General features: G+C 75.3%; 13 protein-coding genes and 3 riboswitches. Of the genes, 9 read left to right on the forward strand and 4 right to left on the reverse strand.

The features are described 5' to 3' along the window. Positions 1-21 precede the first annotated feature (21 nt). From ACYVGT_RS06310 to ACYVGT_RS06320, 3 genes are all read right to left on the reverse strand, one after another. Positions 22-714, reverse strand: coding sequence for a DUF6082 family protein (locus ACYVGT_RS06310; protein ID WP_460855467.1), 693 nt, complete (start codon positions 712-714; stop codon positions 22-24). 80 nt (positions 715-794) lie between these two features. Then, positions 795-1,406, reverse strand: a complete 612-nt coding sequence (locus tag ACYVGT_RS06315) for a DUF6879 family protein (protein ID WP_460855468.1) — start codon at positions 1,404-1,406, stop codon at positions 795-797. Next, positions 1,399-1,668, reverse strand: a complete 270-nt coding sequence (locus ACYVGT_RS06320) for a hypothetical protein (protein ID WP_460855469.1) — start codon at positions 1,666-1,668, stop codon at positions 1,399-1,401. The genes ACYVGT_RS06315 and ACYVGT_RS06320 overlap by 8 nt, the downstream gene beginning before the upstream one ends. A 303-nt stretch (positions 1,669-1,971) precedes the next feature. After that, positions 1,972-2,168, forward strand: a riboswitch (cobalamin riboswitch). Positions 2,169-2,271: 103 nt separating this feature from the next. Here ACYVGT_RS06320 and ACYVGT_RS06325 point away from each other — a divergent pair. From ACYVGT_RS06325 to ACYVGT_RS06360, 8 genes are all read left to right on the forward strand, one after another. After that, a complete protein-coding gene (locus ACYVGT_RS06325) occupies positions 2,272-3,264 on the forward strand; it encodes an ABC transporter substrate-binding protein (RefSeq protein WP_460855470.1) in 993 nt (330 codons plus the stop codon). A gap of 110 nt (positions 3,265-3,374) precedes the next feature. Next, positions 3,375-4,379, forward strand: a complete 1,005-nt coding sequence (locus ACYVGT_RS06330; protein WP_460855542.1) for a FecCD family ABC transporter permease — start codon at positions 3,375-3,377, stop codon at positions 4,377-4,379. Positions 4,380-4,476: 97 nt separating this feature from the next. Beyond that, positions 4,477-4,616: riboswitch (cobalamin riboswitch) on the forward strand. 74 nt (positions 4,617-4,690) lie between these two features. Beyond that, on the forward strand, positions 4,691-5,677 hold the full coding sequence (locus ACYVGT_RS06335) for a nitrite reductase (protein ID WP_460855471.1): 987 nt from the start codon (positions 4,691-4,693) through the stop codon (positions 5,675-5,677). Between the two features lie 439 nt (positions 5,678-6,116). Continuing rightward, the gene (locus tag ACYVGT_RS06340; protein ID WP_460855543.1) at positions 6,117-6,773 is read left to right on the forward strand and encodes a precorrin-8X methylmutase; all 657 of its coding nucleotides are present in this window, start codon (positions 6,117-6,119) and stop codon (positions 6,771-6,773) included. Next, a complete protein-coding gene (locus ACYVGT_RS06345; protein WP_460855472.1) occupies positions 6,770-8,290 on the forward strand; it encodes a precorrin-2 C(20)-methyltransferase in 1,521 nt (506 codons plus the stop codon). The genes ACYVGT_RS06340 and ACYVGT_RS06345 overlap by 4 nt, the downstream gene beginning before the upstream one ends. Beyond that, on the forward strand, positions 8,287-9,036 hold the full coding sequence (locus tag ACYVGT_RS06350) for a cobalt-precorrin-4/precorrin-4 C(11)-methyltransferase (protein WP_460855473.1): 750 nt from the start codon (positions 8,287-8,289) through the stop codon (positions 9,034-9,036). The genes ACYVGT_RS06345 and ACYVGT_RS06350 overlap by 4 nt, the downstream gene beginning before the upstream one ends. Before the next feature lie 109 nt (positions 9,037-9,145). Beyond that, positions 9,146-10,027: a phosphotransferase family protein gene (locus ACYVGT_RS06355; RefSeq protein WP_460855474.1), complete on the forward strand. Its 882-nt coding sequence runs from the start codon at positions 9,146-9,148 to the stop codon at positions 10,025-10,027. Positions 10,028-10,190: 163 nt separating this feature from the next. Then, entirely contained in the window at positions 10,191-10,754 is a 564-nt protein-coding gene (locus ACYVGT_RS06360; RefSeq protein WP_460855475.1) for a hypothetical protein, read from the forward strand. A 78-nt stretch (positions 10,755-10,832) separates the two neighbouring features. Here the strand turns inward: ACYVGT_RS06360 and cbiE are convergent, their stop codons facing one another. Continuing rightward, positions 10,833-12,029, reverse strand: coding sequence for a precorrin-6y C5,15-methyltransferase (decarboxylating) subunit CbiE (gene cbiE, locus ACYVGT_RS06365; protein WP_460855476.1), 1,197 nt, complete (start codon positions 12,027-12,029; stop codon positions 10,833-10,835). A 268-nt stretch (positions 12,030-12,297) separates the two neighbouring features. Further along, positions 12,298-12,433, forward strand: a riboswitch (cobalamin riboswitch). A gap of 25 nt (positions 12,434-12,458) precedes the next feature. Here cbiE and ACYVGT_RS06370 point away from each other — a divergent pair. Next, complete coding sequence (locus ACYVGT_RS06370) at positions 12,459-14,639, forward strand: VWA domain-containing protein (RefSeq protein ID WP_460855477.1); 2,181 nt, start codon at positions 12,459-12,461, stop codon at positions 14,637-14,639. Positions 14,640-14,801: the final 162 nt, after the last annotated feature.

Consider the following 14,801-nt stretch of genomic DNA (forward strand, 5'->3'; position numbering starts at 1 on the left):
TTCACCGTCCCCCTGGAGCGTTCACGACAGGGGGCGCCGCCGCACCGCGCGCTGGACGATGTACCCGGCCGCGGCAGCGGCCCCCACGGCAAGCCCGGCGATGCCGACGGCGTGCGGGAGCCGAGGGTGCCGCGTCACCGGCGCTGCCGGACGAAGCGGCGGGGTCCGGTGGAACTCCTCGTCCAGGATGCGGTTGAAGCGTCCCAGGCGGCCCTCGGTGACGACCGCGAGGCGCTGCTCCCGCGCCGCTTCCCAGTAGGCGCGGCCCGGAGGGGCGGAGAACATCTCCCGTGCCACCGCACGGAGCCGCTTCTCCGGCATGGCGCCGGTTTCGTAGGAGACGCCCCACTGAGTGACGATCATGTTGACGTAGAGCTGCTGGCGCCGCGTCTTCGCGTCTTCAGCGGTGGGGACCGGGCCCCAGCATTCGTCCAGGTCGGGATCGTCCATCGCCATCATCAGCAGGTCGCTCATCGCCTGGCGGCGTGATTCCTGGACGGCGCGCCGATTCTCTCGGGACTGCAGAACCAGGGTGGCGATCACTCCGGCGAGGGCGATTGCGGCGATCAGTGCAGAAATGGCCCCGTACGTCTGCCCAATTGCGCTGAGACGCTGCCATTCCCCATCAGAACCGCGGAATACAGAAAGCCCAAGGGGTGACGCCACCACCAGTGCTGCCGCCGCGATCACCACGGTGCTGAGCGCAGCGATCATGGACCGCCGCAGTGCTCCCGTGTCGGACTGGTACGCGGAGCGGACGGATCGGGCGGCGGTGCTGGAGCGGGGGAGTCGAGTCACTGAGGCGGGTCCGGTGGGCCCAGGGGGGCGATTTCTCGCGCAAAGTACTCCTGGACGGGCTCGGCCCGGTCGTAGAGGCCGGCGACCAGGACTTCCATGTCGTGAACCGCCGCGGGGTCGTCAATGCGGACGGCGCCGATGGGTTCCATGTCTTCCGTATAGCGGACGTTGTAGAGCAGGGTTGCGCCGAGGATCAGGAGTTCGGGCAGGGGGCCGCCCGTCTCGTGGCCGGCGGCCTTCGCCGCGTCGAGAACCCTGATGTGGCGCCCGCTCTCGGAGAAGACCCGGAGGCTGTGCATCTCCCAGCGGAGGTAGGGGCTCGGTGGGTGCTCCACGAGGCGCAGGCGCCGCAGCTCGGCTCCGCGCTCCGCTTCGGCGGCGACCTCCTGCGCCGCTGGCTCCCGATCCAGCTCGAACAGCGCGAGCACCCGTTCCCAGTCGCCCGCCAGGAAGGCATCCCACGCGGGATCGCCGACCTCGGAGAAGTGCTGGGCGCGCTCCAGCTTCCAGAGGGTTCCGGAGTGCGCGGCGAATTCCCGCGCCAGGTCAGCGTGGTACTCCGGCCGGTCCAGAGTCCGGCCGGAGAGGGAGGCGAAGCGGTCATGCATCCGGGATGTCCTTCTTCGCGGCGCGGAGCATAGCGCCGGGTATCACGACGAGGCGCTCGTCTGTGCCGACACTCAATCCTTCGGGGAGGCGGTGGGCGTAGAGATCGGTCGCGTCGCGGCCCACCACGGCCACATCGCCATTGCTCAACTCCCACAGATCGGGGCAGTCCGGCGTGGTCCTGCTCTCGCCGAGTTCGAGTGCGGATTTCCCCAATCGCCGCTGGAATGCGGCGGTGGGATCGATCTCCCAGGGCCTGTTCATCGGGGGTCTCCTTGCGGACAGCGTCGCGGGTGTACAACCACAGTGCCCCGATGGGGCGATCGCCACACAAGAATGATCGCCACATGTCTCGAACGTCCATTCAAGCAATTGCGGCATTGGAATCCCTGGAAAACAAGGAATGACCGGCGGCTCCGCCTGGAGTGGGCGGTCATTCCCGGAAAACGGCACCGGGGGGGGGTTCGGTTCGGGCCGGCTGCTCCGGTGGGGAACGAGCCGTATCGGGTGGAACCCGCACCAGGGCTCCCCGGCCATTGGACCGCGGGCCTGGCGGGGTTCTCCGCGCCCCGACCGGTCTGGGCTGGTTTGCCGCGTCTAGGGTGAGGGAGCGACGGGAGCCAGGAAGCCGGTGTGAATCCGGCACGGTCCCGCCACTGTGACCGGGGAGCCGAGTCCGACGGAGGCCACTGCGCGGAGCGCGGGAAGGCCGGACGAGGCGGTGATCCGGGAGTCAGGAGACTGACCCGTCGCGATCGTCGACCAGGGGCGCGGACCCCGGGTGGGCCCGGGGTGTGCCGGGAAGCCGGCCGCATCCCGCGCGACGCCTCGGAGCACCGCGTCCGGACTCCCGGAAGAGGACCAGACGTGCACCGATCCGCCCGCCTCGCCCCCCGCCGCCTCGCCCCGCCCGCCCTTGCCGCCGGCGCCGCCCTGTTCCTCGCCGGCTGCGGCGCAGGGGATGCCCCCGGCGAGAGCGCGGCAGCCGACGGCTTCCCGGTCACCGTGCAGGAGTGCGGGAACGAGGTCACCGTCGACGCGCCGCCGGAGCGGGCCGTCACCCTCAACCAGCACACCACCGAGGTCATGCTCGCCCTCGGGCTGGAGGACCGGATGGCCGGCACCGCCTTCCTCGACGACGCCGTCCTCCCCGAATACGAGGACGCCTACGGGGACATCCCGGTCCTCGCCGACCAGTACCCCTCGTTCGAGGAGATCCTCGCCGCCGAGCCCGACTTCGTCTACGGCGGCTACGCCGGCAGCGCGTTCGACGCCAACGAGGGGCGCGGCCGCGAGCAGCTAGAAGAGGCGGGTATGACCACCTACGCCAACATCGAGCAGTGCACCGGCGACGTCACCATGGACACCGTCGCCACCGAGATCCGCAACGTCGGCACCCTCTTCGGCGTCGAGGACCGCGCCGACGACGTCGTCGCCGGAATCGACGAGCAGATCGCCGGTGTCGAGCAGTCCCTGGAAGGCACCGAGCCGGTCGACGTCCTGGTCGTGGACAGCCTCGACGGCACCATCTTCACCTCCGGCGGCGCGGGCATCGGCGACGAGATCGTCACCGCGGCCGGCGGCCGCAACGTCTTCGCCGATCTCGACGACGTGTTCGGCGACGTCTCCGTGGAGCAGGCCGCCGAGCGCGAGCCGGACGCGGTCCTCTTCTACGACTACGGCGGTACGCCCCTGGCGGAGAAGCAGGAGGCGGTGAAGAACGATCCGCTGCTGTCCGGCCTGGAGGCCGTCCAGGAAGAGCGCTTCGCCGTACTGCCGCTGACCTCGGCCGTCGTCGGCAACCGGGTCGGCGGCGCCGTCGAGGACGTCGCGGAGCAGCTCCACCCGGAGGCGTTCTGACCGCGACCGCCCGAAGGGGAGCGGGCCCCGCGCCGCGCGGCGGTCCGCCCGCGCGCCGGAGCGGTGCCGCGGCGCGCGGCCGCGTCCCCCTCGGGCTCCTCCTGCCGGTACTGCTCGCGGCGCTCCCGGTCACGGCCACGTTCGGCGTGATCGCGGGCTCGGTCGACGTGTCCTTCGCCGACACCTGGCGCATCGCCGCCCACCAGGCCGCGCCGGGCCTCGTCACCCCCGACTGGCCGGCGGCGCACGAGGCCATCGTCCTCAAGGCCCGCGCGCCGCGGGTGCTGCTCGCGGCGCTGGTGGGAGCGGGGCTGGCCGCGGTCGGCGGCGTGCTGCAGACGCTGGTCCGCAACCCGCTCGCCGACCCGCTGCTGCTCGGCATCTCCTCGGGCGCGACCCTGGGAGCGGTCGCCGTGGTCGTCACCGGCATCAGCGTCTTCGGTGCGCTGACCCTGCCGTTCGCGGCGTTCCTCGGCGCGCTGGCGACGCTCTTCGCCGTGTCCGTGCTGGCGCGCACGCAAGGGCGCATGTCGGTGATGCGGCTGATCCTGGCGGGTGTGGTGGTGGGCCAGGTCTGCCAAGCGGCGGCCAGCCTGGCGATCCTGGCCTCCGGCAACCCGCACATCTCCGCCCAGGTGCAGCGGTGGACGATGGGCGGCCTGGCCGGGACGTCGTGGGCGACGCTGCCGCTCGCCGCGGCCGCGGTCGGACTGGCCCTGCTCGGGGTGGCGGCAGCGGTCCCCGCGCTCAACGTCCTGCAGCTCGGCGAGGAGATCGCCGTCGGGATGGGCCTTCCGGTGCAGCGGTTCCGCGCCCTGATGTTCGTGACGACGTCCCTGGTCACCGGTGTGCTCGTGGCGGTGTGCGGTCCGATCGGGTTCGTCGGGCTGATGATGCCGCACATCGCGCGGCTCCTCGTCGGCTCCGACCACCGGCGCATGCTGCCGGTCGCGGTGCTGCTCGGCGCCCCCTTCATGATCATCGCCGACCTCGCCGCGCGGATGGTTGCCGCGCCGGAGGAGATCCCCGTCGGCATCCTCACTGCCCTGTGCGGCGCGCCGTTCTTCCTCTGGCTCATGCGGCGCGACGCCACCAAGGGGCGGACGATGGGCTGACCTCGCCGGGGCGGCGGCATGCCGAGGTCGGACATCGGCCGCCAAAGCGGGCGAGGTAGCCTCGTCCTGCCAGATGAGCCCCTCCGGCGGAGGGGCGAGGGAACCCGGTGCGATTCCGGGACTGACGCGCAGCGGTGAGGGGGACGGACGAGCAGGCCCGCGGGGTGACCCCGGGCGGCCACTGGAGCGGAGCTCCGGGAAGGCGCTCGATCCGGACGAACCCGAGTCCGAAGACCTCTGGCGCCGGCGGCACCCGCCGCCGCGACCACCCGCGGGCCCCGCGTACGGGCCCCTGATCGCGAAGGATGCGCATGCCTGCGAGGGATGCCTGCGCTGATTCCGCAGCGGAACCGGCGCCTGAGCCGCACTCCGGCGCGCCGAGGAGCGCTGCCCCGGCCGCAGCGGCCGAAGGCGGACCGGTTTCAGCGGCCGCGCAGCGCACCCGGCCCGACCGCTGCCCCGGGGCGCTGCGCCCGTGGGCCGCCGATGACGGCCTCCTGGTCCGGCTGCGGCTGGTCGGCGGGCGCCTCCCGGTCGCGTCCCTCCGGGCGCTCGCCCAGGTGGCCGAAACCCACGGGTCGGGGCGCATCCACCTCACGCTTCGCGCCAACCTCCAGGTGCGCGGACTCCCCGCGGGAGACGGGCCGGGCGCGGCCGTGGCCGCCGGCGCACTGCGGGCGATCGAAGCCACCGGCCTGCTGCCGTCCCGCTCCCACGAGCTGGTCCGCAACATCATGTCCTCCCCGCTCAGCGGCTTCAGCGGCGGACGCGCCGACCTCCGCGCCGCCGCCGCGCAGCTGGACGCCCTGCTCTGCGGAGCGCCGCACCGCGCGCAGCTGCCCGGCCGGTTCCTCTTCGTGCTCGACGACGGCCGCGGCGACCTGCTGGACCGCCCCTGCGACCTCGGCCTCGCGGCACTCGACGGAGACACCGCACAGCTGCGCGTCGGCGACGGCTACGGCCCGGTCGTGCCGCTCGCGGATGCGCCCGGCGAGCTGGTGCGGCTCGTCGACGTGTTCCTGGAGCAGCGCGGCACCGGCGCCGGCGCCGCCTGGCATGCCGCGGAGCTGGCCACACACCTGGCAGCGCCGGCAGCCCCGGATCCGCGCCTGCCCGAGGCGGCGCCGCCGCTGCCGTTCGGCCCCGTGCCCGGCGGCGGGCGCCACGTCGCGGTGCCCGACGGCGGGCTCACCCGCGCCGGCGCCGAATCCGTCGCCGCCGAAGCTGCCGGTGCCGGTGCCGCGTCCGTCGTCGTCACCCCCTGGCGCGGCATCTTCATTCCGGGAGGCCCGCGGTGAGCCGCTGCCCTTTCGGTCAGACCTCCGCCGCGGCCCGTGCCGGAGCCCGGTCCGCCGCCGCCCGCACCGCTGCGCGCCGCCCGGCTCGGTTCGCCGCAGCGGCCGCGCCCGCCCGTCCACAGGGTAGGGGAGCGCAGCTGCTCCGCGCAGTTCCTCCCCGGCGGCGTTCGGAGCCGCCGCGGCCCGGCGGCCGCGGGCCCAGCCCCGGAGCGGGCGCGGGGGAGGCGCCTGCGGCCGTTGCGGCGCGCGGCCGGACCCGGATCCGCATCGGTCCCGCGGGCGGGGGGGCGGTCCCCGGTTATCCACAGGCCTGTGCAGGGCCGCAGCGGGGAAACGGGCGCTTCGTGCACTCTGGTGCCGAAGCAGGCGGCGGTTGGATTGTCGACGTTGGCGGAGGTGTGCGGTGACAGGTCCTGAGGCGAATGCCCGTGCGGGGGAGGTGCGGCGGCCGCGGCGGCGGTACGCCTACGTCGACAGCGGCCCGGCGATCTACGCGGACTCGTTCGCGACGATCCGCAGCGAGGCGCGCCTCGGGCACCTGCCCGCGGACGCCGAGCGGATGGCCGTCCGCATGATCCACGGCACCGGCCAGGTCGACCTCGCCGATGACCTGGTGATCCACCCCCGCCTCGTCGCGGCGGCCCGCACCGCCCTGCGCTCCGGCGCGCCCATCCTGTGCGACGCCACCATGGTCGCCACCGGCGTCACCGCCGACCGCCTCCCCGCCGGCAACGGCGTCCACTGCCTCCTGCACGACGAGCGCGTTCCCGCCCTCGCCCGCGCGTGGGGCACCACCCGCACCGCCGCGGCCGTCTCGCTGTGGGAGCCGCTGCTGGAGGGCGCCGTCGTGGCCATCGGCAACGCGCCCACCGCGCTGTTCCACCTGCTGGAGATGCTCGCCGACGGAGCGCCGCGCCCCGCTGCGGTCATCGGCTGCCCGGTCGGCTTCATCGGCGCCGCCGAATCCAAGCAGGCCCTGACCGGATTCGCCGAGGAGTACGGCATCGACATCCCCTACGTGGTGGCCCTCGGCCGCCGCGGCGGCTCCGCCATGACCTCGTCGGCCCTCAATGCGCTCGCGAAGGAGGAGGAGTGACCGGCCGCCTCTACGGCGTCGGCGTCGGCCCCGGCGACCCCGAGCTCATCACCCTGAAGGCCGCGCGGCTCATCGCCGCCGCCGACGTCATCGCCTACCACGCCGGCGCCGGCAAGGACTCCAACGCGCGCCGCACCGCGTCAGACCTCATCCCGGCCACCGCGGTCGAAGAGCAGCTCACCTACCCGGTGACCACCGGCACCACCGACCACCCCGGCGGCTACGCCGGCGCGATGGCCGACTTCTACGCCGAGTCCGCCGCGCGCCTCGCCGCCCACCTCGACGCCGGCCGCGATGTCGTCCTCCTCGCCGAGGGCGACCCGCTCTTCTACGGCTCCTACATGTACATGCACGACCGGCTCGCCGGCCGCTATCCGGCCGAGATCGTGCCCGGCATCGCCGCGTTCACCGCCGCCAGCGCTGCGTCCGCGGCCCCGCTGGCACGCCAGACCGACGTCCTCACCGTCCTGCCCGGAACCCTGCCCGAGCCCGAGCTGGCCCGGCGCCTCGCCGGCACCGACGCGGCCGTGATCATGAAGCTCGGCCGCACCTTCCCCGCGGTGTGCCGCGCCCTGGAAGCGGCGGGGCGGCTGGAGCACGCCGTCTACGTGGAGCGCGCGTCGATGGGCACCGAGCGGCGCCTGCCGGTCCGCGAGGTCGACCCGGCCACCGTCCCCTACTTCTCCGTCATCCTCGTGCCCGGCGACAGCCGCAACGGCGCCCGTTCGCGCGACGGTGCCGTGGGCCCGGCCGCGGCGGAGCGCGCAACCGGGGCGGCGGAGGCCGCGGAGCTGCTGGTGATCGGTCTCGGCCCCGGCCCCGACCGGTGGCGCACGCCCGAAGCCGAGGCGGCGCTGGCCGGCGTCGAGCACGTCGTCGGCTACGGCCCCTACGTCGACCGCGTCCCGCAGCGGCCCGGCCTCACCCGGCACGCGACCGGCAACACCGTCGAACTCGACCGCGCCCGGCACGCCCTGGAACTGGCGCGCGGCGGCGCCCGCACCGCGGTGGTCTCCGGCGGCGACGCCGGCGTGTTCGGCATGGCCACGGCCGTGTTCGAAGCCGCCGAGGACCCGCGGTTCGCCAGCGTTGCGGTGCGCGTGCTGCCCGGGGTGAGCGCGGTGCAGGCCGTCGCGGCGCGCGCCGGCGCCCCCGTCGGCGGGGACTTCGCCGTGCTCAGCCTCTCCGACCGGCTCAAGCCCTGGGAGACGGTGGAGCGGCGGCTGCGCGCCGTCGCCGAGGCGGATTTGGCGGTCGCCCTCTACAACCCGGCCTCCCGCTCGCGCCGCGAGCAGATCGTCCGCACCCGCGCGGTGCTGCTGGAGCACCGCAAGCCGGAAACGCCGGTCGTGGTGGGCCGCGACATCGGCCGCGACGGCGAGTCGCTGGAGGTCACCACGCTGGACGAACTCGACCCGGAGTCGATCGACATGCGCTGCCTGCTCATCGTCGGTGCCGCGCAGACCCGCGCCACCGGGTCCGGCCGCGTCTGGACCCCGCGGTGGGTGCGGCCATGACGGTGCACTTCGTGGGCGCCGGGCCGGGCGCCGCCGACCTGCTGACGGTCCGCGCCGTGCGCATGCTCGCGGCGGCCGGCACGGTCCTCTACCCGGGCACCTACCTCGACCCGGAGGTGCTGAGCCACTGCGCGCCTACGGCGGAGCTGGTCGACACCCAGGGCCTCGACCTGGACCAGATCACCGGCCGCCTCACCGCCGCGCACCGCGCCGGCCGCGACACGGTCCGCCTCACCTCGGGCGACCCCTCGCTCTACTCGGCACTGGCTGAGCAGACCCGCCGCCTCGACGCGCACGGTGTCCCGTGGGACGTCACCCCGGGCGTTCCGGCCTACGCGGCCGCATCGGCGCTGGTCGGGCGGGAGCTGACGGTGCCGCTGCTCGCCCAGTCGGTGGTCCTCACGCGCACCCGCGCCCGGTCGACCGCCATGCCCGAGACCGAGTCCCTGCACGCGTTCGCCGCGACCCGCGCCACCCTCGTCCTCCACCTCGCCATCCGCCGTATCCGCGCCCTCATGGCCGAAGTCGAACCGCACTACGGCGCCGACTGCCCGGTCGCCGTCGTCTACCGCGCGAGCCAGCCCGACGAGTCGGTCCTCCGCGGCACCGTCGCCGGCATCGCCGACACCGTGGAGGCCGCCGACCTCCGCCAAGCCGCCGTCGTCCTCGTCGGCCGAGCACTGGACCCCTCTCCGGGCGGCGAATCCTTCCTCTACGACCCGCGGCGGCCCCGGCCGGCCCCCTGACGGGCGGGGTTCGCGGGGGCGCGGCGCTGCTCGGTGCGGCCGCGGCGGTTCGCTGATTCGGTGGGTGGCCTTACCGGAGGCCGATGCGCGAGGGGCGGAAGGAGGGCGTGTGGATGATGCCGCGGTGCTCCGGCTGGCCCGGCAGCGCTGTCCGGGCCTGGACGCGGTGGAGGTGCTGGCGCACACCGGAAAGTGCGTCGTGGTGGCCGGGACCTGGCGGCAGCGTGCGGCGGTCGCGAAACTGCTCCTCAGCGACTCGCCGCTGTGGCGGAAGCGCTGCGCCGCCGAGGCAGCGGTATACCGCGCGTTCGCGGCCCGCACGCCGCCGGTCGCGGTGCCGCGGCTCCTGTCCTCCGATGCCGAAGCCGGAGTTCTGGTGCTCAGCCGCGTGGACGGTGCTCCCGCCGCGCACGAGCGCCATCCCGCCGCACTGCCGCCTGCTGCGGCTGCGGCGGTGCTGGCAGCAGTGGACGCGATCGCGGCATGGCGGCCGCCCCGCGGCGTCGACGCCCGCGTGTGGGATTACCCGGAGCGCTTCGCCCGCTATGGCCCTGCCGGCCATGGCGTTTTCACCGGCGCAGACGTCGCCCGCCTCACCCGGATCGACACCGTGCTCGGCCCCGATGCGTGGACGTTTGCCCACGGGGACGCACTGCCGTCGAATTTCCTGCTCGGCCCGCACCGGACCGTGGTCCTGGACTGGGAATGGGCCGGCCGCTACCGGCCCGGGTGGGACCACGCCCTCCTGTGGACACTTCTCCGCGATGACGCGCCGACCCGCGCGGCCCTGGTCGGGAGTGCCGCCGCCGGTCATTGGTCACGGCGCGCGGGATTCTGGCTCAACGCCGCCCTGGCCGCCGCGCGCGAACTGCGCCTGCACCGCCACCCTGATCCCGGCCCCGGCCAGGAGGGAGTCTGCGCCGGGCTCACCCGCGACCTCGACGAGGTCCGGCGCCACCTCGCGGACCTGGCCGACCGGATCCGCGCCTGACACCCGCCCGTGCTGATCCGCGCCGGTCCGGTGCCATTGGCCGCGCCGTTCCCGACGGGCCGGGGGCGGGAAGGCCGGGCGGCTCCGGCGCTGCCTGATACTGGGAGCACCGACGAAGGGCGCGTGGTCTGTGCGTGATGTCCGGGACTTCCGTGCGGGTCTCGTGGTGCGGCCGAGCCGCGGGGCCGGGCTGGCCGTTCTCGCCGTGGCGGCGGTCGCCGGTGCGGCTCTGACCGCCGCGGCAGCCTCCGGTGCGGCGCCGGCCTTCTTCGCGGTGGCGGTCGGGGCCGCGTTCGCAGCGATGACCGCGGCGGGGACCGTGGCGCTCTACCGCGCCCGGATCACTCTGACCGGGGACGAGATCACCGTGCGGGGCGCGTTCTCCACCCGGCGCCGGAACCGCTCCCGCGTCACGCACGCGGTGCGCGCGGTGATCACCGCTCCGCGCGGAGCATCCAGCGAGAGCCTCTTCCTGCTCGGCGGAGACGGCGGCCTCGTCATCAGGGTGCCCAGCGGCGCCTACGCGCGCGCCGACATCGACCGGCTCCTCGACGCGCTCGGCGTGCCGTGCGGCGGCCCCGGCCGCCCCGTGGACCCCCGCCGGTTCGCCGAGACGTATCCGGGGCTCCTCCCCTGGGCCGAGCGGCACCCCTACCGGCTCGCCTTCGCGATCACCGGCGCGGTCGCCGCCGCGGTTCTGGTCCTGGTCGGGGCCGCATCCCTCTGACCGGCCGCGCAGGCGCCAGGTCTAGGCGCGGTGGCCCCGGTGTCCTGGGCGCCGGCGGGAAGCGCCCGTCCAGCAGGGCTACCCCTTCACCCACGACCACTGCGTCACCGTCCGGGACGGCGTCCACCCGGTGAAGGCGCCGATGGGGGCGGTGGTTTCCACGGCGATGCGGGTGAGGTCGCCGCCGTGGCTCCGGAAGGCAGCGGCGAGGAGCTGTTCGGTTTCCAGGGTGACGCCGTGGACGACGAGGCGGCCGCCCGGAAGGAGCGCGTCCAGGCACGTGTCGAGGACGCCCGGGCGGGTGGCGCCGCCGCCGATGAAGACGGCGTCCGGGGCGGGGAGGTCCGGCAGCAAGCCGGGAGCCCGGCCCTGGACGACCTGGAGGCCGGGCACACCGAGGCGGCCCGCGTTGCGGGCGATGCGGGCGGCGCGGCCGGCGTCGGCCTCGACTGCCGTTGCCGTGCAGGCCGGGTGGGACCGCATCCACTCGATACCGACGGCGCCCGAGCCCGCGCCGATGTCCCACAGGTGGGCACCGGGCGCCGGCGCCAGCCGGGCCAGCGCCGAGGCGCGCAGGTCGCGTTTGGTCAGCTGCCCATCGTGCTCGAACGCGTCGTCCGGAAGCCCCGCCAGCAGTCCGTACGCCGGCGGCCCGGCACACTCCACCGCGAGCACGTGCAGTGCGGGCAGCTCCGGGGGCGCCGCAGCCCAGTCCGACGCGGTGCCCGACGTGCGCGACTCCCGGTCCGCACCCAGGTCGCCGAGTACCGTGAGCGTGCTTGCCCCGTAGCCCGCGGAGTCGAGCAGGCGGGCGACGCCGGCCGGGGTCGACGCGTCCGCGGACAGCACCAGCAGCCGGTGCCCCGGGGAAAGGTGCCGCAACACCAGGCGAGGGTCGCGTCCGACCAGGGTGACGACGGTGCAGCGCTCCGCCGGCCAGCGCATCCGCGCCCGCGCGAGCGCCACTGACGACAGGGCCGGCTCCACCTCGACGGCGTCCGGTCCGAGCAGGTCGATGAGCGCGGTCGCGATCCCCGACACCAGCGGGTCGCCCGAAGCCAGCGCGACCACGGAGCGCCCGTGCACCGCGCCGAGCAGGTGCGGCAGCCCTTCGCGCAGCGGTGACGGCCAGGGGCGCCGGTCCTGGCCGGGGGAGTCCGGCAGCATCGCCAAGTGGCGGCGGCCGCCCAGCACGGCACCGGCGCCGAGCACACGCCGGCGCAGCCGCTCGGGCAGGCCCGCCCAGCCGTCCGCTCCGATGCCGATCACGGTCACCGCGGCGTCCCCCGCTTCCGAGGAGTCTCCGGCTGCGGCAGGTCCGCGGCCGGGTTCCGGTGAGGTCCCCGCGGCGCACCCTGCGCTGCCGGCGCTGCCGCGAGCGTCCTGCGCCGCCCCGGCCTCCGCTGCTTCCTGCGTCTTTGCGGCGGCGTTCCCGGTGCCGCCGGCGGGGAGGGGAGGGCGCTGATCAGCCGTCATGGCCCTGACGTTATCGTGGCGGAGGCGTGGGGTGCCCCGATCGCCCACCTTTCGTACCGTCCCGGAGGACGGGCGGGAGATGCGGCGCGAAGGGGAGAATCTGGGAAGCCGGTGAGAGTCCGGCACAGGCCCGCTGCGGTGAACTGGGCCCCTTGACAGGGGACCCGGCCAGTCCGAAGACCGGCCCCGCGCCTGTTCCACCCATGGCGCAACGAGCGGGAGCCTCCCATGCCATTGCGGGCATCGCCCTATCCGTTTTCCGCGATCGTCGGCTGCGACACCGAGCCGCTCGACGACCTCGGCCTCTCCCTCGCCCTGACCAGTGTCTCCCCGGAGATCGGCGGCGTGCTGGTGCGCGGCGAGAAGGGCACCGCCAAGTCGACCGCGGCCCGCGCGCTCGCCCCTCTCCTCCCCGCCATCGGCGTCTACCAGGGCGACCGCTTCTCGGTGGACCCCGGCGACCCCGCCCAGACCTCGCCGGACGGCCCCTTCGAGCCCGGCACGCCGGTGGAGAGCCGGCCGGTGCGCCTGGTCGAACTTCCGGTCGGCGCCACCGAGGACCGCGTCCTCGGCTCCCTCCACCTCGAACAGGCCCTCTCCCGCGGCCAGGTCGCCTACGAGCCCGGCCTGCTCGCCAAAGCCCACCGCGGCCTGCTCTACGTCGACGAGGTCAACCTCCTCCACGACCACCTCGTGGACCTGCTTCTGGACGCCGCCGCGACCGGGCGCGCGTCGGTCGAGCGGGACGGCTTCTCCGTCGAGCACCCGGCGCGCTTCCAGCTCATCGGCACCATGAACCCCGAGGAGGGCGAGCTCCGCCCGCAGCTCCTCGACCGCTTCGGTCTCACCGTCGAGGTCGCCGCGCCGGCCGACCCGGCCGCGCGCGTCGAGGTGGTGCGGCGCCGGATGGCGTTCGACGCCGAGCCGGAGGCGTTCACCGAGCGCTACCGGCCGGCCGAGAAGGCGCTGGCCGAGCGGATCGCCGCCGCGCGGGACGCCGTGCGCACGGTCCGGCTGTCCGATGCCGCCCTCACCAAGATCGCCGAGGTATGCGCCGCGTTCGAGGTCGACGGGCTCCGCGCCGACCTCGTCACCGCCCGCACCGCTGTCGCGCACGCTGCCTGGGAGGGCCGCGGCGCCGTCACTCGTGCCGACATCCGCCGCGCCGCCCTGCTGGCTCTGCCGCACCGGCGCCGCCGCGCCCCGTTCGACGCCCCCGGCCTGGACGAGGAGCTGCTCGACCGCATCCTCGGCGACGACGAGCCCGAGCCCGACCCGCCGCAGCCCGAGCCGGAGCCCGACCGCCCGGACGGCGGCCCCGACGACTCAGCGCCGCCGGAGGCCCCGGAGGGCAGCGAGCAGGAGTCCTCGGACGGAGGCGAGGAGGACAGCGGCCCCCAGGCCCCGGCACCGGAGAACGGTCCCGGAGCGGACAACGACACCCCGCCCGACACCCCGTCCGGCGACACCTCCGAGCCCGAGGAGGAGGCCGGCCAGCAGCCCGCTCCCGGCGCGGCACCGGTCGCCGCGGAGAAGCCGTACCGCCCGCGCACCTTCACGGCGCGCGGCACCGGCGCCGGCGCTGACGGCCGCCGCAGTCGTGCCCGGGGCACCCGCGGGCGCCGGGTCGGCGCCGTGGAGCCCGGAGCCGGGAGCGGGTCGGCGATCCACCTGGTGGAGACGGTGCGCACCGCCGCGACGCGTCCGCGGGCCGGATCCGGCGGAGACACCGCCTCCGAGCCGGGCGGCGCCCCGGGCGGGCGGCCCCTGCAGATCCGGCCGGGCGACCTGCGGGTTGCCGTCCGCGAGGGGCAGGAGGCCAACCTCGTCCTGTTCTGCGTCGACGCTTCGGGCTCCATGGCCGCGCGCAAGCGCATGGCGGCGGTGAAGACCGCGGTCCTGTCGCTGCTGCTGGACGCCTACCGGCGGCGCGACAAGGTCGGCCTGGTCACCTTCCGCGGCAGCAGCGCCGAGCTGGCGCTGCCGCCGACCCGCTCGGTCGACATCGCCGCGGCCCGGCTCGACGCACTGCCCGCCGGCGGCCGAACGCCGGTCGCGGAGGGACTGCTGGAGTCGGCGCGGGTGCTGCGCCGCGAGCGGCTGCGCGACCCGCGGATGCGGCCGCTGCTGATCCTGGTCACCGACGGCAGGGCCACCGGCGGCCGCGGCGCCGTCGCCCGCGCGCTCCAGGCCGCCGACCACGTCGCGGGCATGGGCGTCACCTCGGTCGTCGTCGACGGCGAAGCCGGCCCGCTGCGGCTGGGCCTGGCCGCGAACCTGGCCACCCGCCTCGGCGCCGACCACCTCCCGGTCGCCGAGGTCGACGCTGCCGCGCTGGGCGCTGCCGTCCACCGCGGCACTGCCGCCGACCGCGCCGGCGGGCCGACGGCCATGGGCGGTGCGGCATGACCGTGCGGGCGGCGCGGCCACGGGTGTTCCCGGCTTCCGCGGCGGCTGTCCGCGCGGCGGTGCGGCGTTCCGCGGGCGGCGCGGTTCCCGAGACGCGCCGCCGGACCGCTGTCCCCGCCAGGCGCGGCGCGGCCGCGCCTGCCGTGCGGGTATCCGAGACCT

It is taken from the genome of Nocardiopsis coralliicola (assembly GCF_054779695.1).